29 protein-coding genes are annotated in these 25,297 nt (G+C 68.8%); 21 read left to right on the forward strand and 8 right to left on the reverse strand.

The genetic code is table 11. The features are described 5' to 3' along the window. The first annotated feature begins 106 nt into the window (after positions 1-106). The 4 genes from JI752_RS04500 (at position 107) to JI752_RS04515 (ending at position 2,765) form a co-directional block, all read left to right on the forward strand. The gene (locus tag JI752_RS04500; protein ID WP_216959789.1) at positions 107-649 is read left to right on the forward strand and encodes a hypothetical protein; all 543 of its coding nucleotides are present in this window, start codon (positions 107-109) and stop codon (positions 647-649) included. A gap of 213 nt (positions 650-862) precedes the next feature. Next, positions 863-1,669, forward strand: coding sequence for a helix-turn-helix transcriptional regulator (locus tag JI752_RS04505; RefSeq protein WP_216959792.1), 807 nt, complete (start codon positions 863-865; stop codon positions 1,667-1,669). Beyond that, the gene (locus JI752_RS04510) at positions 1,657-2,169 is read left to right on the forward strand and encodes a hypothetical protein (RefSeq protein WP_216959796.1); all 513 of its coding nucleotides are present in this window, start codon (positions 1,657-1,659) and stop codon (positions 2,167-2,169) included. Before JI752_RS04505 ends, JI752_RS04510 begins: the two co-directional genes overlap by 13 nt. Before the next feature lie 101 nt (positions 2,170-2,270). After that, entirely contained in the window at positions 2,271-2,765 is a 495-nt protein-coding gene (locus JI752_RS04515) for a hypothetical protein (protein WP_216959798.1), read from the forward strand. Between the two features lie 180 nt (positions 2,766-2,945). Here the strand turns inward: JI752_RS04515 and JI752_RS04520 are convergent, their stop codons facing one another. After that, positions 2,946-4,337, reverse strand: coding sequence for an NAD(P)(+) transhydrogenase (Re/Si-specific) subunit beta (locus tag JI752_RS04520; RefSeq protein WP_216959802.1), 1,392 nt, complete (start codon positions 4,335-4,337; stop codon positions 2,946-2,948). After that, positions 4,334-4,633, reverse strand: coding sequence for an NAD(P) transhydrogenase subunit alpha (locus tag JI752_RS04525; RefSeq protein ID WP_216959805.1), 300 nt, complete (start codon positions 4,631-4,633; stop codon positions 4,334-4,336). The genes JI752_RS04520 and JI752_RS04525 overlap by 4 nt, the downstream gene beginning before the upstream one ends. Before the next feature lie 132 nt (positions 4,634-4,765). On the opposite strand from JI752_RS04525, the gene JI752_RS04530 reads away from it, so the two are divergent. From JI752_RS04530 to JI752_RS04550, 5 genes are all read left to right on the forward strand, one after another. Further along, positions 4,766-5,122: a hypothetical protein gene (locus JI752_RS04530; RefSeq protein WP_216959808.1), complete on the forward strand. Its 357-nt coding sequence runs from the start codon at positions 4,766-4,768 to the stop codon at positions 5,120-5,122. Positions 5,123-5,233: 111 nt separating this feature from the next. Next, positions 5,234-5,749 (forward strand): RNA polymerase sigma factor, encoded by a 516-nt coding sequence (locus JI752_RS04535; RefSeq protein WP_342317257.1) that lies wholly within the window; start codon positions 5,234-5,236, stop codon positions 5,747-5,749. Continuing rightward, the gene (locus tag JI752_RS04540; RefSeq protein WP_254200183.1) at positions 5,746-6,153 is read left to right on the forward strand and encodes a hypothetical protein; all 408 of its coding nucleotides are present in this window, start codon (positions 5,746-5,748) and stop codon (positions 6,151-6,153) included. The genes JI752_RS04535 and JI752_RS04540 overlap by 4 nt, the downstream gene beginning before the upstream one ends. 1 nt (position 6,154) lies before the next feature. Next, the gene (locus JI752_RS04545; RefSeq protein ID WP_216959814.1) at positions 6,155-6,610 is read left to right on the forward strand and encodes a DUF3106 domain-containing protein; all 456 of its coding nucleotides are present in this window, start codon (positions 6,155-6,157) and stop codon (positions 6,608-6,610) included. 68 nt (positions 6,611-6,678) lie between these two features. Beyond that, positions 6,679-7,815 carry an NAD(P) transhydrogenase subunit alpha gene (locus JI752_RS04550; protein ID WP_216959817.1) on the forward strand — a complete coding sequence of 379 codons (1,137 nt, stop codon included), beginning with the start codon at positions 6,679-6,681 and terminating at the stop codon, positions 7,813-7,815. Positions 7,816-7,872: 57 nt separating this feature from the next. On the opposite strand, the gene JI752_RS04555 is transcribed toward JI752_RS04550, so the two are convergent. Further along, the gene (locus tag JI752_RS04555; protein ID WP_216959818.1) at positions 7,873-10,146 is read right to left on the reverse strand and encodes a DUF1631 family protein; all 2,274 of its coding nucleotides are present in this window, start codon (positions 10,144-10,146) and stop codon (positions 7,873-7,875) included. A gap of 110 nt (positions 10,147-10,256) precedes the next feature. Here JI752_RS04555 and JI752_RS04560 point away from each other — a divergent pair, with 110 nt between their 5' ends. The 3 genes from JI752_RS04560 to JI752_RS04570 are packed head-to-tail and all read left to right on the forward strand — an operon-like array spanning position 10,257 to position 12,388. Beyond that, a complete protein-coding gene (locus tag JI752_RS04560) occupies positions 10,257-10,859 on the forward strand; it encodes a nitroreductase (protein ID WP_216959821.1) in 603 nt (200 codons plus the stop codon). Next, on the forward strand, positions 10,856-11,791 hold the full coding sequence (locus JI752_RS04565; protein WP_345777319.1) for a 5'-3' exonuclease H3TH domain-containing protein: 936 nt from the start codon (positions 10,856-10,858) through the stop codon (positions 11,789-11,791). The genes JI752_RS04560 and JI752_RS04565 overlap by 4 nt, the downstream gene beginning before the upstream one ends. A gap of 30 nt (positions 11,792-11,821) precedes the next feature. After that, positions 11,822-12,388 carry an NUDIX hydrolase gene (locus JI752_RS04570; RefSeq protein WP_216959824.1) on the forward strand — a complete coding sequence of 189 codons (567 nt, stop codon included), beginning with the start codon at positions 11,822-11,824 and terminating at the stop codon, positions 12,386-12,388. A gap of 96 nt (positions 12,389-12,484) precedes the next feature. Here the strand turns inward: JI752_RS04570 and pip are convergent, their stop codons facing one another. Continuing rightward, positions 12,485-13,429, reverse strand: a complete 945-nt coding sequence (gene pip / locus JI752_RS04575; protein WP_216959827.1) for a prolyl aminopeptidase — start codon at positions 13,427-13,429, stop codon at positions 12,485-12,487. Between the two features lie 201 nt (positions 13,430-13,630). On the opposite strand from pip, the gene JI752_RS04580 reads away from it, so the two are divergent. Beyond that, positions 13,631-14,269, forward strand: a complete 639-nt coding sequence (locus JI752_RS04580; RefSeq protein WP_216959830.1) for a hypothetical protein — start codon at positions 13,631-13,633, stop codon at positions 14,267-14,269. Between the two features lie 56 nt (positions 14,270-14,325). On the opposite strand, the gene prmC is transcribed toward JI752_RS04580, so the two are convergent. Beyond that, entirely contained in the window at positions 14,326-15,231 is a 906-nt protein-coding gene (gene prmC, locus JI752_RS04585) for a peptide chain release factor N(5)-glutamine methyltransferase (protein WP_216959832.1), read from the reverse strand. A gap of 211 nt (positions 15,232-15,442) precedes the next feature. Between prmC and ahpC the strand changes: the two genes are divergently transcribed. The 3 genes from ahpC to oxyR all read left to right on the forward strand — a co-directional run bounded on the left by ahpC (position 15,443) and on the right by oxyR (position 18,842). Beyond that, positions 15,443-16,006 carry an alkyl hydroperoxide reductase subunit C gene (gene ahpC / locus JI752_RS04590; RefSeq protein ID WP_216959835.1) on the forward strand — a complete coding sequence of 188 codons (564 nt, stop codon included), beginning with the start codon at positions 15,443-15,445 and terminating at the stop codon, positions 16,004-16,006. Positions 16,007-16,231: 225 nt separating this feature from the next. Further along, positions 16,232-17,821 (forward strand): alkyl hydroperoxide reductase subunit F, encoded by a 1,590-nt coding sequence (ahpF, locus tag JI752_RS04595; protein WP_216959838.1) that lies wholly within the window; start codon positions 16,232-16,234, stop codon positions 17,819-17,821. 85 nt (positions 17,822-17,906) lie between these two features. Continuing rightward, positions 17,907-18,842: a DNA-binding transcriptional regulator OxyR gene (gene oxyR / locus JI752_RS04600; protein WP_216959840.1), complete on the forward strand. Its 936-nt coding sequence runs from the start codon at positions 17,907-17,909 to the stop codon at positions 18,840-18,842. Positions 18,843-18,859: 17 nt separating this feature from the next. Here oxyR and JI752_RS04605 read toward each other — a convergent pair whose 3' ends face one another. From JI752_RS04605 to JI752_RS04615, 3 genes are all read right to left on the reverse strand, one after another. After that, on the reverse strand, positions 18,860-19,435 hold the full coding sequence (locus JI752_RS04605) for a hypothetical protein (RefSeq protein WP_216959842.1): 576 nt from the start codon (positions 19,433-19,435) through the stop codon (positions 18,860-18,862). A gap of 164 nt (positions 19,436-19,599) precedes the next feature. Further along, the gene (locus JI752_RS04610; protein WP_216959845.1) at positions 19,600-20,121 is read right to left on the reverse strand and encodes an adenine phosphoribosyltransferase; all 522 of its coding nucleotides are present in this window, start codon (positions 20,119-20,121) and stop codon (positions 19,600-19,602) included. Between the two features lie 46 nt (positions 20,122-20,167). After that, a complete protein-coding gene (locus JI752_RS04615; protein WP_216959848.1) occupies positions 20,168-20,443 on the reverse strand; it encodes a DUF2007 domain-containing protein in 276 nt (91 codons plus the stop codon). A gap of 116 nt (positions 20,444-20,559) precedes the next feature. On the opposite strand from JI752_RS04615, the gene JI752_RS04620 reads away from it, so the two are divergent. The 5 genes from JI752_RS04620 to JI752_RS04640 all read left to right on the forward strand — a co-directional run bounded on the left by JI752_RS04620 (position 20,560) and on the right by JI752_RS04640 (position 25,251). Continuing rightward, a complete protein-coding gene (locus JI752_RS04620; protein ID WP_216959852.1) occupies positions 20,560-22,326 on the forward strand; it encodes a glutamine--tRNA ligase/YqeY domain fusion protein in 1,767 nt (588 codons plus the stop codon). Between the two features lie 13 nt (positions 22,327-22,339). Continuing rightward, positions 22,340-22,774 (forward strand): hypothetical protein, encoded by a 435-nt coding sequence (locus JI752_RS04625; protein WP_216959856.1) that lies wholly within the window; start codon positions 22,340-22,342, stop codon positions 22,772-22,774. Continuing rightward, positions 22,774-23,349: a nucleoside deaminase gene (locus JI752_RS04630; RefSeq protein ID WP_216959858.1), complete on the forward strand. Its 576-nt coding sequence runs from the start codon at positions 22,774-22,776 to the stop codon at positions 23,347-23,349. Before JI752_RS04625 ends, JI752_RS04630 begins: the two co-directional genes overlap by 1 nt. 16 nt (positions 23,350-23,365) lie before the next feature. Next, positions 23,366-24,430, forward strand: coding sequence for a 23S rRNA (cytidine(2498)-2'-O)-methyltransferase RlmM (rlmM, locus tag JI752_RS04635; protein WP_216959861.1), 1,065 nt, complete (start codon positions 23,366-23,368; stop codon positions 24,428-24,430). Positions 24,431-24,549: 119 nt separating this feature from the next. After that, on the forward strand, positions 24,550-25,251 hold the full coding sequence (locus tag JI752_RS04640; protein WP_216959863.1) for a hypothetical protein: 702 nt from the start codon (positions 24,550-24,552) through the stop codon (positions 25,249-25,251). Positions 25,252-25,297: the final 46 nt, after the last annotated feature.

The following is a 25,297-nucleotide window of genomic DNA, read 5'->3' on the forward strand; positions in this document are numbered from 1 at the left end:
GCCCCATTGAACCCCCCTGAATTGGCCCTTGCCAGTGCCAATTCTTCGCGGCCTCATAGGGCCATTCGCCGTCGCCCGTCCGCCCGCCCCCAGGAGCTTCGCGTCGATGAAAACCGCGCCCATGAAAGCCGCGCCGATGAAGGCCGGCCCCGTGCTGCCCTCCGCACGCTTCGCAGGCCACGCCCGCCCCGCGGCCTGGGCCTGGATCGTCGTCGGCGGCCTGGCCGTCGGCAGCGCCGACCTCCTGTTCGCGATGGCCTGGTGGGCGCAGTCGGGCACCCCGCCGGTGCGGATCGTGCAGTCGATCTGGGCCTGGATCGTCGGCCGCGAAGCGGCCTTCGCCGGGGGCATGGCCTCGGCCGCCGCGGGCGCGGTCCTGTACTACACGCTGATGTCGGCGATCGTGGCGATCTACCACCTGGCCGCGCGCGACTACCGCGCGCTGCGAGACCGCCCGCTGCTCGCCGGTGCGCTGTACGGCGCGGCGTGGTTCGTGCTGCTGCACGTCGTGATCGTGCCGTTGTTCTCGGCCGCGCCGCCACGGCGTTTCCTGCCCGACTGGAACCTCGCCTGCCTGCTCGCCCACATGGTGCTGATCGGCATTCCGACGGCCTGGATGGCGCGGCGCTGGTACGGCCCCGCGCCTTGATGACGCGCTGATCCGCGCACCCGATGGCAAGAGGCCGGCCGCTGAACTCGGCCGGCCTTGTTTCATGCGCGCCGCCGGACGAATGGCCCCCACGGGACCTGCCGAATTGGTTCTCCAAACCCGGCCCATGCGTGGTTAGCGTGGGGCCATTGGCGACATGCGCCGATCGGGCCCTTCGACATGCCGTTGCATCGCCACGAGCTGCCTCCCTCCGTGCGACTGTCCCCCGACGCGCTCGCCGCCGACGATTGGCACCTCGTCGTCGCGCATGGCGCCGCCGCGGTGCAGCTTGCGCCGAACTGGCCCTCGCTCTGGCTGCCGCTGCGCGGACGGCTGGCGATGCAGGCACCCGATGCGCAGTGGTGTCTGCGCGCGGGCGAAGCGCAGCTGTGGCGCGCGGCGACGCTGCGCGTGCAGGGCTCGCACGAATCGCGCTGGATCGGACTCACTGCATCGCAGGAAGTGTGGTGCCGGCACTTCGCGAACCTTCGCGACGAAGAGGAACCGTTGCCCTGGCGCGGCGAAGCCGACGACATCCACGACGCCCTGGCCACACTCGTTCGCGACGACACCGCGCTCGACGCCCTCCTGCCCGCTCTGCTCGAACGCCAGCGCGACGTCGCCGCGTGCCTGCCGCGCTGCCGTGGGCGCACGCTGGCGCACCGGCGTCAGGCACTGCTGCGCCTGCTCTGGCTGCGCCATCTGATGCAATGCCATGTCGAGGCCGACGACGACGCGACGGTCGACGTCGCCTGGCTCGCCGAACGCGCGCACTACTCGCCCGGGCATCTCATCCGCCTGCATCGCGCGGTGTTCGGCGAAACGCCGAGCGACTACTTCGCGCGGCTGCGCCATGCGCGTGCATGGCAGCTCGTGCGCGAGACCGACATGCCCGTGGCGACGATCACGCACAAGCTCGGTTTCGAAAGCCAGAGCGCCTTCTGTCGCGCGTTCAAGCACGCCTTCGGCATGACCGCCACCGAAGCACGCCGCTTGGAGACCAACGCATGCGCGGCCTGACACGGCACGCACTCGTCTGGGGCGTGCTGGGCGGATTGCTCGCGGGCACGCTCGACATCCTGTACGCCATCGGCTTCTGGTCGCTGTACGGCGTGCCGCCGCAACGCATCGCGCAGAGCATTGCCGCAGGCGTATTGGGGCGCGCCGCATTCTCCGGTGGAGCATCGAGCGCGCTGCTGGGCCTGGGGCTGCACTACCTCATCGCCGCCTGCATGGGCCTGGCCTATGCGTGCGCCGCACGCGACGCGCTGCCGCTGCGCGATCGGCCGTGGCGTTACGGCGCGCTGTACGGACTGGTGCTGTACGCCTTCATGAATTTCGTCGTCGTGCCGCTGTCGGCGTCGCCGCGCGGCGGTTCGCTTCCGACGGTCTGGACGGTGTGCAGCGTGATCGCACACGTCATGCTCGTCGGCTGGCCGTGTGCGTGGTTCGCGCGGCGCGGGTGGGACGGGCGATGGTCGCGAACGCCTGCCTCGCCGGCGTTCGTCGCCGGTTCCTGAGCTTCGCCCCGGTCATTCCGCTTCACCCCGCTCGCGCGCCTCATCGAGCCGCGCGGTGCCGCTGCGCGCGCAGGCGGCCCGCACCGCATGGAGCAACGCTGATGAACCGCACGTCCCTCGCAATGCCGTCCTTCGCAACGTCCGCGCTGGTGCTGTTGCTGGCCGCCGCGTCCGTCCCCGCCGTCGCCGGTGGCCGCTGCAAGGAGATCCGCGCCGACCTCGACGAGATCCAGTCCACCACCGGCTGCAACGCCGGCTTGGCTTCGTGCTTCCTCGGTGAAGTCGAAGGCAGCCACGGCTTCCGCGGCGTGACGCACTTCGCCGCCGACAGCGCGGTGTCGACCAGCCCGGCCACGTCGCCCAACTTCCTGATCTACAGCGGACCGTTCGAATACCGCACACGGCGCGGCACGATCATCGCGCGCGAGACCGGCGTGACCACGCGTGGCCCGGAGGGCGTGGTGACGGCGTATCAGGAGATCGTGTCCGGCACCGGCGAGTATGCCGGCGCGACCGGTCACTTCTTCGTCAGTGGCCACAAGACCGGCGGCACCGTCGACACCTTCGTCAACGGTGAGATCTGCACGGTGCGTTGAGCACTGCGCATTCACGCTCGTCGATTGTCTACGGAACCCGTGATCCCGGCGCAGGCCGGGATCCAGGCCATCATGTCAGCCGAAGAGCAGGCTTCGGTGGAACTGCGGCGTGCCTAGCCTGGATCCCGGCCTGCGCCGGGATCACGTCTTCGGTGACCCGTCGAATGCGCGATGCGCGCCTCAGTGCCCGCCGCCGTCCAGCGCCTTCAACTCGCTCACCAGCGCGCTGGCCATCTCCGCACCGTCGCCATAGAGCATGCGCGTGTTGTCCTGGTAGAACAGCGCGTTCTCGATGCCCGCGAAGCCCGTGCCCTTGCCGCGCTTGATGACGATGGTGTTCTTCGAGTTCGCCACGTCGAGGATCGGCATGCCGTAGATCGGCGAGGCCGGATCGGTCTTCGCCACCGGGTTCACCACGTCGTTCGCGCCGATCACCAGCGACACGTCGGTGTTGGGGAACTCGGGATTGATGTCATCCATGTCGGCGATGAGGTCGTACGGCACGCCCGCTTCGGCCAGCAGCACGTTCATGTGGCCGGGCATGCGTCCGGCAACCGGATGGATCGCGAACTTCACCTTCACGCCGCGATCGATCAGGCGCTGCGCCAGCTCCCAGATCTTATGCTGCGCCTGCGCCACGGCCATGCCGTAGCCGGGCACGATCACCACGCGTTCGGCGTAGGCCATCATCGCGGCGACGTCGCCGGCTTCGATGGGCTTCTGCGTGCCGCTGATCTCCTGCGCCTGCCCGCCGCCGCCGAAGCTGGAGAACAGCACGCCGTGGATCGGGCGGTTCATCGCCTTCGCCATCAGCTGCGTGAGCAGCGTACCGGCCGCGCCTACCATGGTGCCGGCGATGATCAGCGCCTCGTTGCCCAGCACGTAACCTTCGAACGCCACCGCAAGACCGGTGAGCGCGTTGTACAGCGAGATCACCACCGGCATGTCGGCGCCGCCGATGGGCAGCGTCATCAGAACGCCCAGCGCCAGCGCAAGAACGAAGAACCCGATGATGGCCGGCACCGAAAGCGAGTGCACGACGATGCCGCCCAGCACCAGCATCGCCACGAACACGGCGAGGTTGAACAGCTGCTGCCCCGGGAACACCACGCGCTTGTCGAGGCGTCCGTCGAGCTTGGCCCAGGCGATGATCGAACCCGACAGCGAGATCGCGCCGATGGCGGCGCCGATGACGGCAAGCACCAGCGCCGTGGGCGAAGGCGCCTGTCCGGCCGCGGAGAAACGCAGCAGTTCCACCGCGCCGATCGCCGCCGCCGAACCGCCGCCCATGCCGTTGTAGAGGGCGACCATCTGCGGCATGTCGGTGATGGCGACCTTCTTGCCGGAGATCCACGCCGCCGCGGTGCCGATGACGAGCGCGGTCACGATCAGCGGCAGGTTGTGCAGACCCGGCAGCAGGAACGTGGCGACGGTGGCGATCACCATGCCCAGTCCGGCCCAGCGGATGCCGCTGCGCGCGGTCACCGGCGAGGCCATGCGCTGCAGGCCCAGGAGGAACAACGTGGCGGCGACGAAGTAGCTGGCCGAAGCGACCCAGACCAGGGCGCTCATGCCTTCGACCCCGGCTTCTTGCTGGTCTTGAACATTTCCAGCATGCGCTCGGTCACCACGTAGCCGCCGGCGGCGTTGCCCGCGCCCAGCAGCACGGCGACGAAGCCGATGACCTTTTCCAGTGTGGTGTCGGCGTGGCCGAGGACGACCATCGCGCCGATCAGGACGATGCCGTGGATGAAGTTGGAGCCCGACATCAACGGCGTGTGCAGGATCACCGGCACGCGCGAGATGATCACGTGCCCGGCGATGGCCGCCAGCATGAAGATGTACAGCGCCACAAACCCGTCGCCCATCACCCATCCCCGTCGAATTGTCATCCGCATCATAACCGCCGATGAACGCGGCGCCAGTCGTGTCAACCGCGCCGCACGCGGGACGTTCCCCCTCCCGCAAGGCCCGTCCGGGCCGATCAGGAGGAGGCACCCATGAAGCACGCATCGCGCAGGCGTTGGCTGTTGACGGGACTCGGGTTGCTGGCGCTCGGCGCCGTTTCGGCGGCCAGTGCGGGGGACTTCGGCGATCGTGTGGACCGTCGCCTCGACCGCAAGGGCGAACGCGTGGAAGCGCGGCTGGACCGCAAGGGCGACCGCATCGACCACCGCCTGGACCTGCGCGCGGACCGCCAGGCCGCGCTCGGCCACTGGCGCAATGCCGCCCGGCTGGACGCCAGGGGCGACCGCATCGACCGCCGGCTGGACCGCCGCGGCGACGTCGCGCAGGCGCGCTGGGACCGCAGGGGCAACCGATTCGATCGCCGCTGGAATCGTTCGCACTGGGATTAATTCTTAGCCCTTATGCTCCGACGCGTGAACCGCGAACCCGAAGACGACGTGCTGACCGCCGCACCGGCCGACGCACACGCCCGCGCCGCTTCCTCTCCGGAGGCGGCGCCGGTGCGCCTGCCGGCGTCGCTGGAAGAGTTCCTGTCCGGCATCGGCACGCGCGCATTCCGCTTCGCCGAACTGGGCCTGCGCCATCGCGACGACGCGCTGGACGCGGTGCAGGACGCGATGATGAAGATGCTCGCCTACCGCGAGCGCCCGGCGCAGGAATGGACGCCGCTGTTCTGGAGCATCCTGCGCAGCCGCATCGTCGACGTGCAGCGTCGCCGCACGTTCCGCCTGCGCTGGCTGATGCCCGCGCCGGAGCGCGAGGACAGCGCGCTGGACTGGGCCGACGACGCACCCGACCCCTCGCGTGCCCACGAAGGCCGCGAGGCCTACGGCAAGCTGGCCGATGCGCTGGGCAAACTCCCGGCCCGGCAGCGCGAGGCGTTCAGCCTGCGCGTGCTGGAAGAACTCGACGTCGCCACGACCGCGCGGGCGATGGGCTGCAGCGAAGGCGCGGTGAAGACCCATCTGTCGCGCGCACGCGAAGCGCTGCAGCGGCAACTGGAGGATTGGCGATGACACACGAGCACGAACCGATGAACCGCAGCGACGACCGTTTCGATCAGACCATGCGCGCCCTGCACGCGCAGGCGGTGGCGCAGGTCTCCTCGCCCACCCGCGCGCGCCTGCGCGTCGCGCGGCAGGCCGCCGCACGTCCGGCCGTGGAGCGCGAACCGCGCCGCGGCCTGAACTGGGTGCTCGGCAGCGGCCTGGCGGCGGTGTTCGCCGTCGCGATCGGACTGCAGCTGCGTCCGTCGCAGGCGCCGGCGCCCGCACCGTCCGCGGCCGCCGTGGCGAGCGCGACGAGCGAGTCCAACACCGCCTTCGATACCGACACCGCCATCGCCGCGCTCGACGAAAACCCTGACCTGTACCTGTGGCTGGCGTCCAACGACGACGCCGTGCCGACCCTGGAGCCGTGACATGCGTACCTTCGTGCTTTCCCGCGTTTTCGCCTTCGCGCTGATGTTCGCCAGCGCGCCATTGCTGGCCGCCGACCCGCCCGCCGCCAAGCCGTTGCCGGCATGGGAGCAGCTCACCCCGGCGCAGCGCGAGACGCTGATCGCACCGATGCGCGATCGCTGGAACGCACAGCCCGACGGCCGCCAGCGCATGCTCGACCGCGCACAGCGCTGGCAGCAGATGACGCCCGGGCAGCGCCAGCGCGCGCGCCACGGCATGCAGCGCTGGGAAAGCATGAGCCCGGAGCAGCGCGAGCAGACCCGCGCCCTGTTCGCGAAGATGCGCACGCTCGACGAACCGCAGCGCAAGGCATTGAAGGCGCAATGGCGGGACATGACGCCCGACCAGCGCCGCGACTGGGTGAAGGCCAACCCCGCGCCGGCCGACATGCCGCCCGGCCGGCCGCCGCGCGACTAAGCCGCACCGTCGCACCGCCCGCGTCGCTTCCGCTAGGATGCGATGACAACCGGTTCGGGGAGCGGAGCATGGCGGGCATCACGATTGGCGTGGCGAGCGAAACCGCAAGCGGCGAGCGCCGCGTCGCATTGACGCCCGAAACCTGCAAGAAGCTCGTCGCACGCGGCGCACGCGTGCGCGTGCAGCGCGGTGCCGGACGGCTCGCGGCCTTCACCGACGAGGCCTACGCGGACGCCGGTGCGGAACTCGTCGCCGACGCGAACGCCGCACTGGGCGAAGCCGATGTCGTGCTCTGCGTGCAGCCGCCTTCGCCGCAGACGCTGACGTCGTTGCGCGAAGGCACGGCCGTCGTCGGCCTGCTCGCCCCGCAATCCGATGCCGCGCGCGGCGAAGCCATCAACGCGCGCAAGCTGCTCGCCTTCCCGCTCGAACGCCTGCCGCGCACCACGCGCGCGCAGGCGATGGACGTGCTCAGTTCGCAGGCCGGCATGGCCGGCTACAAGGCCGTGCTGATCGCCGCGCAACTGGCGCCGCGCTTCTTCCCGATGCTCACCACGGCCGCCGGCACGATCCGCCCGTCCAAGGTGCTGATCGTCGGCGCGGGCGTGGCGGGCCTGCAGGCCATTGCCACGGCCAAGCGCCTGGGCGCCCAGGTCGAAGGCTTCGACGTGCGCCCGGAAACGCGCGAACAGATCGAGTCGCTCGGTGGAAAATTTCTCGACCTGGGCGTCAGCGCCGCAGGCGAAGGCGGCTACGCCCGTGCGCTTACCGACGAGGAGCGCGCCGAACAGCAGCGTCGTCTTGCCGAACACCTGAAGAACGTCGATGTGATCGTCTGCACGGCCGCTGTGCCGGGCCGTCCTGCGCCGAAGATCGTCACTGCCGCGATGGTCGCCGGCATGCGCCCGGGCAGCGTGATCGTCGACCTCGCGGCCGAAACCGGCGGCAACTGCGAACTCACGCGTCCCGGCGAAAACATCGAAAGCGGCGGAGTCCTGGTCGCGGGCCCGCTCAACCTCGCCAGCATGGGGGCGGTGCACGCCAGCGAGATGTATGCGCGCAATGTGCTCAACTTCGTGAGCTTGTTCGTCACCGAAGACGCTTCGCGCGAAGGACGGCTCGCACTGGATTGGGACGACGAGCTGCTGGCGAAGACAGTGTGGCCGGAACGCGTGGTGGCGCCGGCGGTGATCGCGGCTACGTAGTAAGGATTGCGCGCGCTGCGCGCATGCCGCGATTCGCGTAGACGACGAGGACGCCGCTCAGCGCGTCCCCGTTCCCCTGTCCAGATGGCGGCGCACCTGACGCATCGCCTCGTCGAAGGCCGTGCGTTCGGCGCCGACGGTGAGGCGGCCGGCGCCGGCGAGGGCGGACAGTTCTTCCGCCGAGGCGACCAGCACGCGCAGGCCGCGGCGATTCACCAGCAGGTAGCGCGACGTGAGCGGGCTCAGCCATGCGATCTTGACCGCCGTCGTCTCGCCTTCGGCGTTGGTCAGGCGCAGCCAGTCGCCGACATCGAGCGTGCGCATGCGCTCGGCAAGCAGAGGGTCGTGACGGACCGTGTCGGTACCGCCGACCAGCCACAGGCGACGCTCGGCTTCGCCGGCGTCGTCCTCCGGCATCGACAGCGGCGGCGCCGGCCGTTGGCGTCGCGGCGTGTCCGGCGTCGCCAGCGCGCGCACCAGGCCGGCCATGCCGTGCTGGGCGGCGCTGTCGTCCAGGCCGGAGCTGGCCAGGCATTCGATGATCGAAGGCTGCAGGGCGAGCAGCTGGTCGGCCAGTTCGGCGCCGCGATTCTGCTCGGCCAGGCGGTCGGCCATCACCAGCGCGTCGCCCAGGGCGATCGCCTCGGCGTGGCGGCGCGGATCGGCGTTGTCGCGCAGCAAGGTCTGCACGACGTGGTGGCGCCAGGGCATCGCGAGGAAATCGGCCACCGCCTGCGTCAGCGTCGTATCGCCCAGGCGCTCTTCCAGCGCGTTTTCCGCCTGAGCGCGTGCGGCGCCCAGACGTTCGCGGCCGTAGGTGGCCTTGGCGGCGCGCTGCTCCTGCAGTTCGAAACGGCGGCGCTGCTGCGCAAGCAGTGCATCGAGCTCGGCATGGGCGAGTTCGAACACCGCCAGGTCTTCGTTGTAGTCGGCCACGACGCGCTGCGAAACCTCGGTGGCGCGGTCGAGCAGTTCGCGGTCCTGCGGCGTCTCGCCGTCGTTGCCTTCACAGGCTTCGGTGATGGCATCGAGCAGGCGGCGCGCGGGGTGTTCGCGCTTGACGAACACGGCGTTGTCGGTGAGCGCGACCTTGACGTACGGCAGCACCAGTCGCGCGTACAGACGGCGCGCACGGTCCTGCAGTGCGTTGTGGCGGAACAGCGAGTCGAACAGCATCGCGACCAGGTCGATCGCGTCTTCCTCTTCCGGACTGAAGCAGGCCTGGTCGGGATTGAGGCCCAACCGGCGCGCGCCGTCCTGCAGATGGTCGCGGATCGTCTCACCCAGGCGGCCGGTCACGGCCAGCGCGCGTGCGAATGCATCCGGCGGCTCGGCCTGCAGCAGCGAAGCGACGCTGAGGATTTCGTCCACGCGCATTTCGCGGCGCTGCATCACCGGGCGGTCGGGCTGCCCAGCCGTGCCGCCGGAGGCCACGTCGCCGCGCGCGATCGATTCGCGCCACGCGTGCAACTGGCTGCGCAGCTGGGCCAGTTCCTGCGCCATCGCCGCGATGTCGGGCTGCGACACCGGGGCGCCGCCCGGGCCGGGCGCATAGCCGCCGGCATAACCGCCGAGGCCGTCCTGCGGCGCCACGTAGCCAGGGGCGCCATAACCACCGCCGCCGTACACCGGCGCGGGCGGCGGCACGACCGGCTCGCGGCGGAACTCGTCCTGCGGCGGGCGCGGCGCCATCGGGGCGCCGTAACCGGAGCTGGCGAGCAGCGCGTTGATGCGCGCGTACAGATCGCCCAGCAGGCGGATCAGGTCGGTTTCGTAATGACGGAACAGGCGGCCGCGCAAGGTGTCGGGCACCTGCGCGTCCAGCAGCGTCTGCGAGAACGCCTGGACCAGGCGCTCCGGGCCGATCGGATTGATGCCGGCCGGCACGCGCATGGCCTCCGACAACGCCTGCAGACGGGTCTGCAGCGTATCCAGCGGGCGGGCGAAGCGCGCCACGAGGGCCTCGTTCAGGCGGCCGCTGGCGAGCTCGTATTCCAGTTGCTGTTCATCGACCAGGCGCAGGGTTACATCGCCGCCGCTGCGGATGCGCAGGGCGCGGAAGTCGTCGAACGCCTGCGCCACCTGCTGGCGGTACTTCATGACGTGCGAGGCCTGGTGCTGGCGCAGCACCCACAGCGCGGCCTGTTCTTCGTAATGATTGGTCTTGCCGTCGCCCTTGAGCAGGGCCACCTTCAGGGCATCTTCCACAGGCCCGTAAAGCGAACCCGGCAGACCGCCGAGCGCCTCCAGAGACTGGCGCTTGATTTCTTCGAGCACGCGCAAGGGATCGGTACGCGTGGCTTGAGCGACGCCGTGCGGGTAGCCGGACACCTGTGTTCCCCTGTAACTAGGACCGAACGTGCCGTGCGCCGGCAGTTCCCCGGCACATAGTGGCAAGATACGACACCGTCTTGCAGGCCCTCTTTGAACAATTGTGACTGATGTCGCTAAACACTTCTGACCCCCAGCAAATCGACCTCGCCCTGGCCTCCCTGGACGCCCGTCGGTCGGTCCCGCCGAAGCAGCTCGGCGAGCCTGCACCCGACTCCGAGACCCTCCTGCGCCTGCTCCAGTCGGCCGTGCGCGTGCCGGACCACGGCAAGCGGGTGCCGTTCCGCTTCCTGAGCTTCCGTGGCGAGGCCCGGCATGCCTTCGGCGAGCGCCTGGCCGCCCGCAGCCGCGAGCGCGACCCGGAGGCCAGCGAAGCGGTGTACGAAAAGGACCGGCTGCGATTCTCGCATGCGCCGCTGGTCGTGGCGGTCATCGGCCGCTTCGGGCCGGACGAAAAGATTCCTGAATCGGAGCGGTTTTCCACCGCCTCGTGCGTCTGCTTTGCCCTGCTCCAGGCCGCCCAGGCGCTGGGGTACGGCGCGATCTGGCTGACCGGCTGGCTGGCCTACGACCCGGTGGTGGACGGCTGGCTGGGCCTGGGCGAGCACGAGCGCGTGGTCGGCTTCATCCACATCGGCACGCCGAAGCTGGACGCGCCCGAGCGCGAGCGCCCCGATCCGCGTGACCTGCTGACGCACTGGAGCCCGACGTGAGCGCGGCACCCGCGGCCGGCGGCACGCTCTATCTGGTGGACGCCAGCCTGTACGTGTTCCGCGCCTGGCATTCCATGCCCAACGAGTTCCACGACACGGAAGGCTGGCCGACCAACGCCGTGCACGGCTTCGCCCGCTTCCTGCTGGAGCTGCTCGACCGCGCGCGTCCACAGCACATCGCCATCGCGTTCGACGAAGCGCTGGACTCGTGCTTCCGCAATGCGCTCTACCCCGCCTACAAGGCCAATCGCGAGCCGGCGCCGGAAGAGCTCAAGCGCCAGTTCGTGCATTGCCGGCAGCTGTGCGAGGCGCTGGGGCTTGCGGTGCTCGCGCACGGCGAATACGAGGCCGATGATCTCATCGGCACTGCGGCGACGGCCGCGCGCATGCACGGGTTCCGCTCGGTGATCGTCTCGGCCGACAAGGACCTCTCGCAGCTGCTGGGCGAACACGACGAGCAGTGGGACTTCGCCAAGGGCCAGCGCTGGGGCGCCGCTGGCGTGCCGGAACGCCACGGCGTGCACGCGCATCAGATCGCCGACTACCTCGCCCTCACCGGCGATGCCGTCGACAACATCCCCGGCGTGCCCGGCATCGGCGCGAAGACGGCGGCGGCGCTGCTGGGGCATTTCGGCACGCTCGACGCGCTGCTGGAACGCGTGGAGGAAGTGCCGTTCCTGCGCCTGCGCGGCGCGGGATCCACGGCCGCGAAGCTGCGCCAGCATCGCGAGCAGGCGCTGCTTTGCCGCCAGCTCACGACCATCGCACTGGATGCACCGCTGGGCGAAACCTCGCTGCATTTCGTGCGGGGTCGCGCCGATGCGGCGATCCTCGGCGCGCTCTGCGACGGGCTGCGCTTCGGCCCGATGACGCGACGCAGGTTGTACCAGTCGGCCGGGCTCGACTTCGCCCCGTCACAGCTTCCGTCGTAGCATCGGCCACCGCACCCACCGCCGACACCGATGACCGATCCCGCCACCGAACACGTCGAGGAACCGCTCGAAACCCTGTACGAAGGCCCGTGGCTGCGCATGTTGCGACGCGGTCGCTGGGAGTACGTCGAGCGCACTCACGGCGACGGCATGGCGGTGATCGTCATCGCGGTGACGCCGGACGACAAGGTGCTGTTCGTGGAGCAGTACCGCATCCCGCTGGGCGCGCCGACGATCGAGATGCCGGCCGGCCTGGTCGGCGACGACCACGCAACCGACACGCTGGAAGCCGCCGCCGGCCGCGAGCTGATCGAGGAAACCGGCTGGGCCGCCAAACGCCTGGAAGTGCTGCTGGTGGGGCCGACCTCGGCCGGCATGAGCAGCGAGCGCATCGCCTTCGTGCGGGCCCGCGACCTCACACGAGTCGGCGCAGGCGGCGGCATCGACAACGAGAACATCACCGTGCACGAAGTCCCGCGCGCGCAGGCGCCGGCGTGGCTGATGCAGAAGCAGCGCGAAGGCTACGAGCTCGACCTCAAGCTCTGGGCGGGGCTGTGGATGATCGAGCACAACCCGGACGGGTCGCCGGCGGGCTGAGCGTTTCGACTCGCTTCTCGCAACTGCCCCACATCCCTCTCCCCTTGCGGGAGAGGGATAGGCCGCCGAAGGCGGCCAGGGAGAGGGAAAAGGCCCTCAGCCCGCGAACCGATCCGTCGCGCGCACCAGCGCATCCACATTCTCGGCTTCGAACGCCGAATGGCCCGACGCCGGCGTGATCGCCAGTTCCGCCTTCGGCCACGCCTTCTTCAGATCCCACGCATTGGCGACCGGGCAGACCACGTCGTAGCGACCGTGCACGATCACGCCCGGAATGTCGGCGATGCGGTGCGCATCGCGCAGCAGCTGGTCGTCGACTTCGAAGAAACCGCTGTTGACGAAGTAGTGGTTCTCGATGCGCGCGAAGGCCAGCGCGAACTGCGGGTCCTCGTGGCTGGCGGCGAAGTCCGGGTCGATGTGCAGGAAGCTCGTTGCGCCTTCCCACACGCTCCACGCCTTGGCGGCGCCCAGCCGCGTGGCTTCATCGGTCGAGGTGAGGCGGCGGTGGTAGGCGCTGATCAGGTCGTGGCGCTCCACCACCGGAATCGCCGACAGGTAGTGCTCCCACGCATCCGGGAACAGGCGCGAGGCGCCTTCCTGGTAGAACCATTCCAGCTCCCAGCGACGCAGCATGAAGATGCCGCGCAGCACCAGTTCGGTCACGCGCTTGGGATGGGCCTGCGCGTACGCCAGCGCCAGCGTCGAACCCCACGAACCGCCGAACACCTGCCAGCGGTCGATGCCGAGTTTTTCGCGCAGCCGCTCGATGTCAGCGACCAGATCCCAGGTGGTGTTGTCGACCAGATCCGCGTGCGGCGTCGAGCGCCCGCTTCCGCGCTGGTCGAACAGGATGATGCGGTAGCGCGCCGGATCATGGAAACGCCGCATCTTCGGGCTGCAGCCCGCGCCGGGGCCGCCGTGCAGCAACACCACCGGTTTTCCCTTGGGATTGCCGCACTGCTCGTAGTACAGCGTGTGGCGATCGTCGACCTGCAACGTGCCGCTGTCGAAGGGTTCGATCTCGGGGTAGAGCGTGCGCATCGGGGAACCTCGTCTGGGGAAGCTGGATTCTAGCGCGCGCCTCGCGGCGAGCCTGCCACGACGGTCAAGGCGAAAGAGTCGGTGAGCTTATGCCCCGGATAACAAAACTTTTAGGAGGTGTCTGATGCCCCCCGTGCGCGATGCGGACAAAACTGCGCGTCCGTCCGCCGGACGGCCATCACTGAATCAGGAACGTAATACGTGAAGAAGACCTTGATCGCCCTGGCGCTCGCCGCCGCCCCGTTCGTGTCGTTCGCCAGCGAGTCCAATGGCATCGGCCACACCTATGTCCAACTCGATGCCATCTACCAGGATGCCGACGGCCTCTATCCGTATGGCGCCGGGTTGAGCGGCTCGTATGCATTCACCGACACGTTCTTCGCGACCGCCAGCTACGCGAGCACCCGCGACAACGATTTCAATGCGTACCCCTACAGCCCCCGCTATTACGACACCTACAACGAGCACTACCGCCAGACCAACTGGTCCTTGGGCGTGGGTTTCAACCAGTCCCTCGGCAGCCGGGCGGACTGGGTGACGCAGCTGTCTTACGTCAACAGCTCGACCACGATGCGCTTCGAGGATGACTACTACTACTACCGTGCACGCACCCGGTCGAGCGGCTACAACATCAGCACCGGCGTGCTGGGCCGACTGACCGACAAGCTCAACGCCAATGCCTACCTGGGTTATGAGGATTTCAACCATAACTACGACGGCGACTTCTACGCTGCCTTCGACATGGTCTACGCCTTCAACAAGACCTGGGGCCTGCATGGCGGTGTGAAGTTGAACGACGGCATGGAAACCTACACCGTCGGCGTTCGCGCCAGCTTCTGATCCTCCGGCTCGTCGACGAAAAGCCCGGCTCGATGCCGGGCTTTTCTTTGCGCAACTCACACGGAGGGCGTGCCCGCGGTTGGATCGCGTCGATCCGTGAGGCAGCCCAGTGTCACCCGGTCGCGCCGCTCCCAATCCTGTTCGGTCTGCACCGCTTCCAGCCCCGCCGCCTCGAACACCGCGCGCACCGCGGCGCCCTGATCCCACCCGTGCTCCACCAGCAACCATCCGCCGGGACGAAGATGCGCAAGCGCCCCGGCCGCGATGCGGCGGATGTCGTCCAGGCCATCCGCGCCCGATGCGAGCGCAGCGCGAGGCTCGAAACGCAGATCGCCCTGGCTCAGGTGCGCGTCGTCTTCGGCGATGTACGGCGGATTGCTGGCGATGAGGTCGAAACTTTCGCCCGTCAGAGGGGCGAGCCAGTCGCCCTCGCGGAATTCCACGCCCGCCAAGCCGAGCGATTGCGCATTGGCGCGGGCCACTTCAAGCGCGTCGGCACTCGCGTCGGTGGCGATGACGGTCGCCATGGGCCGTTCGTGGGCGATCGCCAGCGCGATGGCGCCCGTGCCCGTGCCCAGGTCGGCCACACGCAGCGGACGGTCCGCCGGCAGACGCTCCAGCGCGAGTTCGACCAGCCGCTCCGTTTCCGGTCGCGGGATCAGCGTCGCGGGCGTGACTTGCAGGTCGAAGCGCCAGAAGCCGCGGCGCCCGAGCAGGTAGGCCACCGGCTCGCCCGCCAGGCGACGCTCGAGCAGACGCTCGAAATCGGCCGTCTCCACCGCCGCCGGCACGTCGTCGCGATGCGTGTAGAGCCAGGTCGATCCCACGCCGAGGGCGTGGCCGAGCAGTCGCTCGGCCTCGGCGCGGGCTTCGTCGCCGGGCAACTGGCGGGTCGCGGCGGCCAGGAGGGCGCCCACGGTGGCGGCGGTCTGGGAGGGGCGGAACTCGGAGGCATCGTCCATCGCCCATTTTCGCGTGCGAAGCCGCCTGCGGCGAGGTTGGCCTTGCGGTGCTTCGACGCTGCCCGCATCTGAATGGGTCGATGAGCGTCAAGCCTTCAATAGGTTTTATCTATTAAATCCATTCCATCAATCAACTTGATGGATTAATGCGCCATCCGTAACCTCTCCCTATCGATTTTCACCCTCACCCACCCAGCCAAAGGAAGCATCCATGTCGCTGATCAACACCGAAGTCCTGCCGTTCAAGGCCACCGCCTATAAGAACGGGGAATTCATTGAAGTCACCAATGCCGACCTGAAGGGCAAGTGGTCCGTGGTGTTCTTCTACCCGGCCGACTTCACCTTCGTCTGCCCGACCGAGCTGGGCGACCTGGCCGACAACTACGCCGAATTCCAGCGCATGGGCGTGGAGATCTACGGCGTGTCGACCGACACCCACTTCACCCACAAGGCCTGGCACGACACCTCCGACACCATCGGCAAGATCCAGTACCCGCTGGTGGGCGACCCGACCGGCACCATCACCCGCAACTTCGGCGTGATGATCGAGGAAGCCGGCCTGGCCGACCGCGGCACCTTTGTGATCGACCCGGAAGGCAAGATCCAGATCGTCGAGATCAACGCCGGCGGCATCGGCCGCGACGCCAACGAGCTGCTGCGCAAGGTCAAGGCCGCCCAGTACGTCGCCGCGCATCCGGGTGAGGTCTGCCCGGCCAAGTGGAAGGAAGGCGAGAAGACCCTGAAGCCGTCGCTGGACCTGGTCGGCAAGATCTAAGTCGTCACGTTCCAACGCTGCACCGTCGCCCCGGTATCGAGGGGCGACACCGGAGGGGCGAGGCCGCCCGTGGACCCGCCCCTCCCCCCAGCCTCCGCGCGAGGCCCGGCCAGGTTGCTGGCCCCTTCTCTTCTTTGGATGTCGCGACGCTCGGGCTGTTCCCTCCCTCCCAACCGCCCGGGCGCTCGCGGCGTTCATCCCGAACAACCCCATTGGAGCCGTCGCATGTTGGATGCCGATCTCAAGACCCAGTTGAAGGCCTATCTGGAAAAGGTCACGCAGCCGATCGAGCTGGTCGCATCGCTCGACGACGGCGAGAAGTCGCGTGAGCTCGAAGGCCTGCTGCAAGACATCGCCTCGCTCTCCGACAGGATTTCGTACTCGCGCCGCGACGACGACGCACGCCGGCCGTCCTTCGCGATCAACCGCGCCGGCACGGACGTGAGCGTTCGCTTCGCCGGCATCCCGATGGGCCACGAGTTCACCTCGCTGGTGCTCGCGCTGCTGCAGGTTGGCGGCCACCCTTCCAAGACCGCGCAGGACGTGCTTGATCAGGTGCGCGACCTGGAAGGCGAATACCACTTCGAAACCTATTTCTCGCTCTCGTGCCAGAACTGCCCGGACACCGTGCAGGCGCTGAACCTGATGAGCGTCATCAACCCCAACATCCACCACGTCGCCATCGACGGCGCGCTGTTCCAGGACGAAGTGGAAGCGCGGCAGATCATGTCGGTGCCGACCGTGCTGCTCAACGGCGAGGTGTTCGACCAGGGCCGCATGACGGTCGAGCAGATCGTCGCCAGGCTCGACACCGGCGCTTCGCAGCGTGACGCCGCGAAGATCAAGGCCAAGGACGCCTTCGACGTGCTCGTCATCGGCGGCGGCCCGGCCGGCGCTGCGGCCGCGGTCTACGCCGCGCGCAAGGGCATCCGCACCGGCATCGCGGCCGAGCGTTTCGGCGGCCAGGTGCTGGACACGATGGCGATCGAGAACTTCATCTCCGTCACCTACACCGAGGGCCCGAAGCTCGCCGCCGCGCTGGAGCAGCACGTGCGCGAGTACGACGTGGACCTCATGAACCTGCAGCGCGCGAGCAAGCTGATTCCGGCCACCGAGCCGGGCGGCCTGATCGAAGTGCAGTTGGAGAACGGCGCGTCGCTGAAGTCGCGCAGCGTGGTGCTGTCCACCGGCGCGCGCTGGCGCCAGATGAACGTCCCGGGCGAGGAGCAGTACCGCAACAAGGGAGTGGCCTACTGCCCGCATTGCGACGGCCCGCTGTTCAAGGGCAAGCGCGTGGCGGTGATCGGCGGCGGCAACTCGGGCGTGGAGGCCGCGATCGACCTGGCCGGCATCGTCTCGCACGTCACGCTGATCGAGTTCGACGGCCAGCTGCGCGCCGACGAAGTGCTGCAGCGCAAGCTGCGCTCGCTGAAGAACGTCGTGGTGATCACCAACGGCCAGACCACCGAAGTGCTCGGCGACGGCCAGAAGGTCACGGGCCTGATCTACAAGGACCGCGTTTCCGGCGATCCGCTCCAGATCGAACTGGAAGGCATCTTCGTCCAGATCGGCCTGCTGCCCAACACCGAATGGCTCAAGGGCGCGATCGCGCTGTCGCCGCGCGGCGAGATCGAGATCGACTCGCACGGCCGCACCTCGGTGCCGGGCGTATTCGCCGCGGGCGACGCCACGACGACGCCGTACAAGCAGATCGTGATCGCCATGGGCGAAGGCTCCAAGGCCGCACTGAGCGCCTTCGACCACCTGATCCGCACCAGCGCGCCGGCCGAATCGGCCGCCGCCGTCACGGCATGACCGCACCCGCGCCCTCCCGGCTTGCCGGAAGGGCGCGGTAGGTTGAAGCTTCACACTCACGCAGCATCGACGCGAGGGACACCGCTTGAACCTGCGCGATCTCAAATACCTGGTGGCCCTGGCCGACCACAAGCACTTCGGCCGCGCCGCCGCGGCCAGCTTCGTCAGCCAGCCGACGCTGTCGACCCAGATCAAGAAGCTCGAGGACGAGCTCGGCGTGGCGCTGGTCGAACGCGCTCCGCGCCGCGTGATGCTGACGCCGGTGGGCCGCGAGGTCGCCGAACGCGCGCGCAAGGTCATCGCCGATGTCGAGCAGATGGCGGAGATCGCGCGTCGCAGCCAGGACCCCGAGGCCGGCACGGTCCGGCTGGGCCTGTTCCCCACGCTGGGGCCTTACCTGCTGCCGCACGTGGTGCCGCGCCTGCGCCAGCGTTTTCCGCGCCTGGAACTGTTGCTGATCGAGGAAAAGACCGACCAGATCCTCGCGCGTCTGCGCGATGGGCGCCTGGACGCGGGTCTGCTCGCGCTGCCCATCCATGACGACCAGCTGCACGTGGAGGTGCTGTTCGACGAACCGTTCCTGCTGGCCGTGCCGCAACAGCATGCGATGGCCGAACAGGATTCGCTGGACCTGCACGACCTGGATCACCAGCACCTGCTGCTGCTCGAGGAAGGCCACTGCCTGCGCGACCAGGCGCTGGACGTGTGCCACATGGCCGGCGCCGACGAACGCGACGGGTTCCGCGCGACCAGTCTGGAAACGCTGCGGCAGATGGTCGCCGCCGGTGTCGGCATCACGCTGTTGCCGGTGCTGGCCGTGCAGCCGCCCGTGCCCTCCTCCCCCGACATCCACCTGCTGCGCTTCCGCGGCAACGCGCCGCATCGGCAGATCGCGATGGTGTGGCGGCGCAGTTCGGCGATGGGCGACTTCCTGATGCAGCTGGCGGGCGAGTTCCGAAAATTGCCCGAGCACCTCCTGCGCCCGCCGCAGCACGCGCCGTCGCAGGACAGCCGGCTGTAACCGGCGACGCGATCGCCTCACTCCATGCCGATCTGACCCAGCCGGTAGCGCGTGAGGAGCGTCGTGCTCACGAGCATCGCGATGACAATGAAGGTGCAGGCCGCGTGCACGCGCCGGTTCGCGCTCCACGCGCACAGCACCATCAGGCCGATGCCGAAGATCTGCACGAGACGGAACGGCACGATCAGGGCGTTCAGTCCCATCATCGATTCCAGCAACAACGCCCATGCGCCCGCCGCCGCAAGCAGGCTGAAGAACACGGCGCGCGTGTCGTAGTAGTGCTTCTGCACGTCGATGGTGCCGTCGACGAGTTCGGGCAACAGGACGTGGCTGGCGATCACCAGCATGGCCGGCCCCAGCAGCACGAAGGCGAAGCCGGTGTAAGTCCATTCCTGCACGCCGCGCAGCATCCAGAACGACCACCACATCTGGATGTGCAGGCCGATCATCAGCACGATCCACATCGCGTGCAGCCAGTAGGGCTTCACCCGGCGGCGCACCTGCACCATGTTGCCGATGCCCGCGAACAGCTGGGTCAGGCCGAGGCTCAGCACCATGGACACCATCACCGCGAGGTAATTGAACGCATCCATCGGCGTGCGCCCGGCTGGCCGGCTCGGGCCGGCGATGTCGAGCGTAGCGCTCCGGCGCCGGTCGTTTCGACTGCCGGGGCGTAGCGGTGCCGTCGAAGGCGCGCTTCCCGTTTGCCGGAGCGGGCTGCGCCGGGACCCAACGCCCTGCCGAGGCGATGCCCCGCTCAGTAATGCAGCAAGGCGTGCAACGGCACTCCCACCGGCCAGCGCGACCGCCCGCCCAGCGCATCCAGTTCGATGAGCACGCTCGCGCCGACCAGGGTCGCGCCGAGCTTCTCCACCAGTTCGCGTGCGGCCGCCAGCGTCCCGCCGGTTGCCAGCACATCGTCCACGATCAGCGTGCGTTCGCCCGGACGCAGCGCGTCGTTGCGCGCCTGCAGCCGGTCCGTGCCGTATTCCAGCGCATAGGACACCTCGACCAGCGGCGGCGGCAGCTTGCCCGGCTTGCGCAGTGGGACGAAGCCGGCATGCAGCTTCTGCGCCAGCGCCGCACCGAAGATGAAACCGCGCGATTCGATCCCGCACACCGCCTGCACCTCACTGCCCTGCCACGGCTCAGCCAGCGCGTCGATGCAGCGGGCGAAGCTGCCCGCGTCCGCCAGCAGCGGGGTGACGTCGCGGAAGGTCACGCCGGGCTTGGGAAAGTCGGCGACGGCGCGGATCAGGGAGCGGAAATCGGTGGACATGGGACGGGCCGGCGTTGGGGCCGGTCACCATACCGGAAAGGGCCGTTCAGGCCGGCAGCCACCCGTGCGACGAATCCGCGGCCTCGTCGTCATCGGGCTCGGCGGCGGCGGGCTGGTTCAGCGGAAGCGTGGCGACGATGTCACTGGCTTCGGGCCAGACCACGTCCGGCACGCACACCAGGATGGTCCCGAACAGCGGCAACTCGCCCATCCCGCCCGTCAGGGCTTCGCCCTGCAGGAATACAGGGATCTCCTGCGCCTCCAGCGCATGCCGCACCAGATGGGCGTCGATCAGGTTGGCGGCTTGGTAGACGACTTTCATGGCGGGGCTCCCGACGGGGCGTATCGACAGCATACGCCCGGCCCTGAACGCGGGTGACGGCGGCGGCCGGCATCACCGGCTAAACTTGACGGTCTTACCCGTCCACGGCTTTACGCATGTCCGCTACGCCCCACCACGCAGCCCCCGCCACTCCGTCCGCCCCCGAAGCCGCCGCGCCCGCGAAGCAGGACTTCATCCGGCAGATCGTTCGCGAGGATCTGACCAGCGGCAAGCACCAGGCCATCCGCACGCGCTTTCCGCCGGAGCCCAACGGCTACCTGCACATCGGCCACGCCAAGGCGATCTGCCTGGACTTCGGCATCGCCGCGGAATTCGGCGGCGACTGCAACCTGCGCCTGGACGACACCAACCCGGTGAAGGAAGACCCCGAGTACGTGCGCGCCATCCAGGACGACGTGCGCTGGCTCGGCTTCGAATGGCACGACCTGCGCCACGCCTCGGACTACTTCGGCGTGCTCTACCTGGCCGCCGAGAAGCTGATCCGCCAGGGCGACGCCTTCGTCTGCGACCTCAGCGCCGAGCAGGTGCGCGAATACCGCGGCACGTTGACCGAGCCGGGCCGCGAATCGCCGTTCCGCAATCGCAGCGTGGAGGAAAACCTCGACCTGTTCCGCCGCATGCGCGCCGGCGAGTTCGCCGACGGCGCACGCACGCTGCGCGCGAAGATCGACATGTCCAGCGGCAACATGAACCTGCGCGACCCCGCGCTGTACCGCATCAAGCACGTCGAGCACCAGAACACCGGCCACGAATGGCCGATCTACCCGATGTACGACTTCGCCCATTCGCTCAGCGACGCGGTGGAAGGCATCACGCACTCGCTGTGCACGCTGGAGTTCGAGGACCACCGCCCGCTGTACGACTGGTGCGTGGACAAGGTCGACCTGGCCAACTCGCCGGACGTGCTGGAACCCGCGCTCGCCAAGGGCTTCCCGAACGAGGCCAGCAAGCCGCGCCAGATCGAGTTCTCGCGACTGAACTTCAACTACCTGGTGATGAGCAAGCGCAAGCTGCTGGCGCTGGTGAACGAAGGCCTGGTCGACGGCTGGGACGATCCGCGCATGCCGACGTTGCAGGGCATCCGCCGCCGCGGCTACACGCCCAGCGCGCTGCGCCTGATGGTCGACCGCGTCGGCATCAGCAAGCAGAACTCGCTGTTGGACATCTCGATCCTGGAAGGCGCGCTGCGCGACGACCTCGACTCCGCGGCGCAGCGGCGCATGGCGGTGATCGATCCGCTCAAGCTGGTCATCACCAACCTGCCGGCCGGCTTCGAAGAATCGCTGACGTTCCCGAACCACCCCAAGGACGAAAGCGCCGGCTCGCGCACGATGCCGTTTTCCAACGAGCTGTGGATCGAGCGCGAGGACTTCGAGGAAGTGCCGCCGAAGGGTTTCAAGCGTCTGATCCCGGGCGGCGAAGTGCGCCTGCGCGGCGCCGGCATCTTCCGTTGCGATGAAGTGATCAAGGACGGCGACCGGGTCGTGGAGATACACGGCGAGCTCGACCTGGAATCGCGCCCCGGCATGGCCGGCGCCGACCGCAAGATCAAGGGCACCATCCACTGGGTCAGCGCGAAGCACGCTGTGAAGGCCGAAGTGCGCCTGTACGACCGCCTGTTCCTCGTCGCCGATCCGGATAACGACGAAGGCGGCAAGACGTACAAGGATTACCTCAATCCCGAGTCGCGCCGCACCGTCACCGGCTACGTCGAACCGGCCGCGGCCGCGGCGTCGCCGGAGCAGTCGTTCCAGTTCGAACGCATCGGCTACTTCGTCGCCGACCGCCACGACCACCGCAGCGACGCACCGGTGTTCAACCGCAGCGTCACCCTGCGCGACACCTGGGCCACCAAGGCCTGAGAAGGAGCCTGCCATGCGCCGCCTGCCGAAGATCCTGCTCGCCGCTGTGCTGATGATGTCGTTGTTCGCGATCGCTTCGTGCGCCTCGCCGCAGGCCGAGCCCGCGCAGGCCGAGCCCGCGCAGGCGGCGACGCCGCAACGTGCCGCCGCGCCGCAGCCGGAACCCAAGCGCGTGGAGGCCCCGGCGGCCGCCGCGACCGGCGAGGCGATCAGGCTCGATTTCAGCTGCAAGACCGATTCCGACTGCGCCGTGAAGAACGTCGGCAACTGCTGCGGCGCCAAGCCCGCGTGCGTCAACGCCAACAGCCCGACCGATCCGGAAGGCGTCAAGGCCGAATGCGCGCGCAAGGGCATCATGGCGATGTGCGGCTTCAAGCCCGTCGAGGGCTGCCAGTGCGTGAAGGGTGAATGCAAGGACAAGGTCGCCGAAGTGGAATCGGTGCACTGATGCTCTACGCGCAGGTCCACCTCACGTTGCCGGCATGGGTGCACGAGTCGGTCGACACCGATCGCGCGTACGTCGGCGATGAAGCCAAGGTCGAACTCGCCGTCGCGCTGTCGCGCACGAACATCGAGGCCGGCAGCGGCGGGCCGTTCGGCGCCGCGGTGTTCGGTCCCGACGACCGCCTCATCGCCATCGGCGTGAACCGCGTGCTGCCGCACAGCTGCTCGCTCGCGCATGCCGAGACGATGGCCTACATGCTCGCCCAGCAGCGCACGCAGCGCCCGCGCCTCAACGAGGACGCGGTCGGCGAACACATCGGCCCGATCACGCTGGCGACTTCCTCGCAGCCGTGCTGCCAGTGCTACGGCGCGACCATGTGGGCCGGCATCGACCGCCTGCTGATCGGCGCGCGCAGCGAGGACGTGGAAACGCTGACCGAGTTCGACGAAGGCCCGCTGCCGGCGGACTGGGTCGGCGAACTCGAACGCCGCGGCATCCAGGTCGTGCGCGACGTGCACCGCGAGGCCGCGTGCGACGTGCTGCGCGCCTACGGCGAGTCCGGCGGCGAGCGCTACTGATGGCGCGCGCAACGTCATGACGCCCGGCGACGCCCTGCTCTGCTACTGCCGTCCCGGCTTCGAGCCCGAACTCGCCGGCGAACTGAGCGAGCGCGCCGCGCTCGCCGGCCATCCCGGCTACGCGCGCACCGAACGCAACAGCGGCTACGTCGAATTCCTCGGCGCCGACGCCGGTGCGCTCACGCGCGCGCTTCCGTTCGCGTCGCTGATCTTCGCCCGCCAGAAGCTGACCCGCATCGCCGAGCTGCGTGGACTCGATCCGAAGGACCGCATCACGCCGATCCTGCGCACGCTCGAAACCGTGCTTTCCAACGCATACACCTTCGGCGAGCTGTGGGTGGAGCATCCCGATTCCGACGAAGCCAAGCCGCTGGCCGGGCTCGCGCGCAGCTTCGGCAATGCGCTGCGGCCGGTGCTGCGCAAGCGCGGCTGGCTGACGGGCGTCGACGATCCGCGTCGCGCCAGGCTGCACGTCGTGTTCCTCGCCGGCGACCACGTGCTGCTGGCCATCGCCGAGGCCGGCGACAACGCGCCGTGGCCGCTCGGCATCCCGCGCCTGCGCATGCACGCCGATGCACCCAGCCGTTCCGCGCTCAAGCTGGAAGAAGCGCTGATGGTCCTGCTCAGCGAGAAGGAGCGCGAGAAGCTGCTGCGCGAAGGCATGCGCGGCGCCGACCTCGGCGCGGCGCCCGGCGGATGGAGCTGGGTGCTGGTGCGACAGGGACTGCGTGTGATGTCGGTCGACAACGGACCACTGCAGGAGAAGCTGATGGAGAGCGGGCGCGTCGAGCACCTGCGCGAAGACGGCTTCCACTGGCATCCACGCGCGCCGTTGGACTGGATGGTGTGCGACATGGTCGAACAGCCGCGGCGCGTCGCCGAGCGCATGGCGACCTGGGTGCGCGAAGGCTGGTGCAAGCACACGATCTTCAACCTCAAGCTGCCGATGAAGAAGCGCTGGGACGAAACGCGCCTGTGCCTGGAACTCTTCGAGGAACAGGCCGGCAAGCCGCTGCTGATTCGCGCGCGCCAGCTCTACCACGACCGCGAAGAGATCACGGTTTTCGCGACGTCGCGCTAACACCACACTCACATGGGTGAACGCTGCGCATCGCGCGACGCGCCGGTGTGCGTGAATTGACCTGCGGTTGATGTTGGGCGGGCTAGCGTCGGCCTCGTCCCCTACAGCGAGGTCACATGATGAAGTCCGCGCTTTCCCTTCCCAAGAATGTGATGGGCCCGAAGCTGTTGGCGATGGCGATCCTCGCCACGCTGGCCATCGCCGGCCCGGCCGCTGCGCAACGCACGCAGGGCGAACCGGCGAAGTCGAAGATCCAGGCCGAGGCCGCCGCCGAGGTCGCCTCGGAACAGGCCGAAGCCGCACGCGCCAGCGCGCAGACCGCGCGCGATGCCACCAGCGTCAGCGGCGGCACCTACACCACCATCAACCAGCAGGCCGACGCCGCGAACAAGGCCGCCAACCAGGCCGTCAACGCCGCTCACGACGCGCGCAGTGCGCAGAGCGCCGCGCAGTCCTCGGCCAATCCGAAGCAGGGCGCGGTCGAAGCGCGCGAAGCCGCGACCGCCGCCACCAACGCCAGCCTGCAGGCCCAGGCGTCCGCGGACGCCGCGGTGGAGCAGGCGTATCCGCAGCCGGCGCCGCCTCCGGCGACGGCACCCGCCTATGCGGGCCCGGTGAAGGAAGAGGTGCACGCCACCTCCAGCCCGCCGAATTCGACGCTCACCAACAAGGTCGATTTCAACGCGCTGGACACCAACCGCGACGGCAACCTCAGCCGCACCGAAGTCAGCGCGAACGCCACGCTGTCGGCGGATTTCAACGCGATCGACGCCAACCGCGACGGTCGCATCACCCAGCGCGAGCTTGCCGGCGGTAAGTGACCTGTCGAAGCCGTCGGCGATGGCGAACCCCTCCCGCGCCGGGAGG

Origin of the sequence: Lysobacter sp. MMG2, from assembly GCF_016735495.2 — a bacterium.
In the GTDB taxonomy this organism is placed as follows: domain Bacteria; phylum Pseudomonadota; class Gammaproteobacteria; order Xanthomonadales; family Xanthomonadaceae; genus Lysobacter_J.

Excerpts from the sequence above, each read along its gene's own strand:
- JI752_RS04500 (WP_216959789.1), top strand. The coding sequence starts at position 107 with ATGAAAACCGCGCCCATGAAAGCCGCGCCGATGAAGGCCGGCCCCGTG.
- JI752_RS04510 (WP_216959796.1), top strand. The coding sequence starts at position 1,657 with ATGCGCGGCCTGACACGGCACGCACTCGTCTGGGGCGTGCTGGGCGGA.
- JI752_RS04515 (WP_216959798.1), top strand. The coding sequence starts at position 2,271 with ATGAACCGCACGTCCCTCGCAATGCCGTCCTTCGCAACGTCCGCGCTG.
- JI752_RS04520 (WP_216959802.1), bottom strand. The coding sequence starts at position 4,337 with ATGAGCGCCCTGGTCTGGGTCGCTTCGGCCAGCTACTTCGTCGCCGCC.
- JI752_RS04525 (WP_216959805.1), bottom strand. The coding sequence starts at position 4,633 with ATGGGCGACGGGTTTGTGGCGCTGTACATCTTCATGCTGGCGGCCATC.
- JI752_RS04530 (WP_216959808.1), top strand. The coding sequence starts at position 4,766 with ATGAAGCACGCATCGCGCAGGCGTTGGCTGTTGACGGGACTCGGGTTG.
- JI752_RS04540 (WP_254200183.1), top strand. The coding sequence starts at position 5,746 with ATGACACACGAGCACGAACCGATGAACCGCAGCGACGACCGTTTCGAT.
- JI752_RS04545 (WP_216959814.1), top strand. The coding sequence starts at position 6,155 with ATGCGTACCTTCGTGCTTTCCCGCGTTTTCGCCTTCGCGCTGATGTTC.
- JI752_RS04550 (WP_216959817.1), top strand. The coding sequence starts at position 6,679 with ATGGCGGGCATCACGATTGGCGTGGCGAGCGAAACCGCAAGCGGCGAG.
- JI752_RS04560 (WP_216959821.1), top strand. The coding sequence starts at position 10,257 with ATGTCGCTAAACACTTCTGACCCCCAGCAAATCGACCTCGCCCTGGCC.
- JI752_RS04570 (WP_216959824.1), top strand. The coding sequence starts at position 11,822 with ATGACCGATCCCGCCACCGAACACGTCGAGGAACCGCTCGAAACCCTG.
- pip (WP_216959827.1), bottom strand. The coding sequence starts at position 13,429 with ATGCGCACGCTCTACCCCGAGATCGAACCCTTCGACAGCGGCACGTTG.
- prmC (WP_216959832.1), bottom strand. The coding sequence starts at position 15,231 with ATGGACGATGCCTCCGAGTTCCGCCCCTCCCAGACCGCCGCCACCGTG.
- ahpC (WP_216959835.1), top strand. The coding sequence starts at position 15,443 with ATGTCGCTGATCAACACCGAAGTCCTGCCGTTCAAGGCCACCGCCTAT.
- ahpF (WP_216959838.1), top strand. The coding sequence starts at position 16,232 with ATGTTGGATGCCGATCTCAAGACCCAGTTGAAGGCCTATCTGGAAAAG.
- JI752_RS04605 (WP_216959842.1), bottom strand. The coding sequence starts at position 19,435 with ATGGATGCGTTCAATTACCTCGCGGTGATGGTGTCCATGGTGCTGAGC.
- JI752_RS04610 (WP_216959845.1), bottom strand. The coding sequence starts at position 20,121 with ATGTCCACCGATTTCCGCTCCCTGATCCGCGCCGTCGCCGACTTTCCC.
- JI752_RS04615 (WP_216959848.1), bottom strand. The coding sequence starts at position 20,443 with ATGAAAGTCGTCTACCAAGCCGCCAACCTGATCGACGCCCATCTGGTG.
- JI752_RS04620 (WP_216959852.1), top strand. The coding sequence starts at position 20,560 with ATGTCCGCTACGCCCCACCACGCAGCCCCCGCCACTCCGTCCGCCCCC.
- JI752_RS04625 (WP_216959856.1), top strand. The coding sequence starts at position 22,340 with ATGCGCCGCCTGCCGAAGATCCTGCTCGCCGCTGTGCTGATGATGTCG.
- JI752_RS04630 (WP_216959858.1), top strand. The coding sequence starts at position 22,774 with ATGCTCTACGCGCAGGTCCACCTCACGTTGCCGGCATGGGTGCACGAG.
- rlmM (WP_216959861.1), top strand. The coding sequence starts at position 23,366 with ATGACGCCCGGCGACGCCCTGCTCTGCTACTGCCGTCCCGGCTTCGAG.
- JI752_RS04640 (WP_216959863.1), top strand. The coding sequence starts at position 24,550 with ATGAAGTCCGCGCTTTCCCTTCCCAAGAATGTGATGGGCCCGAAGCTG.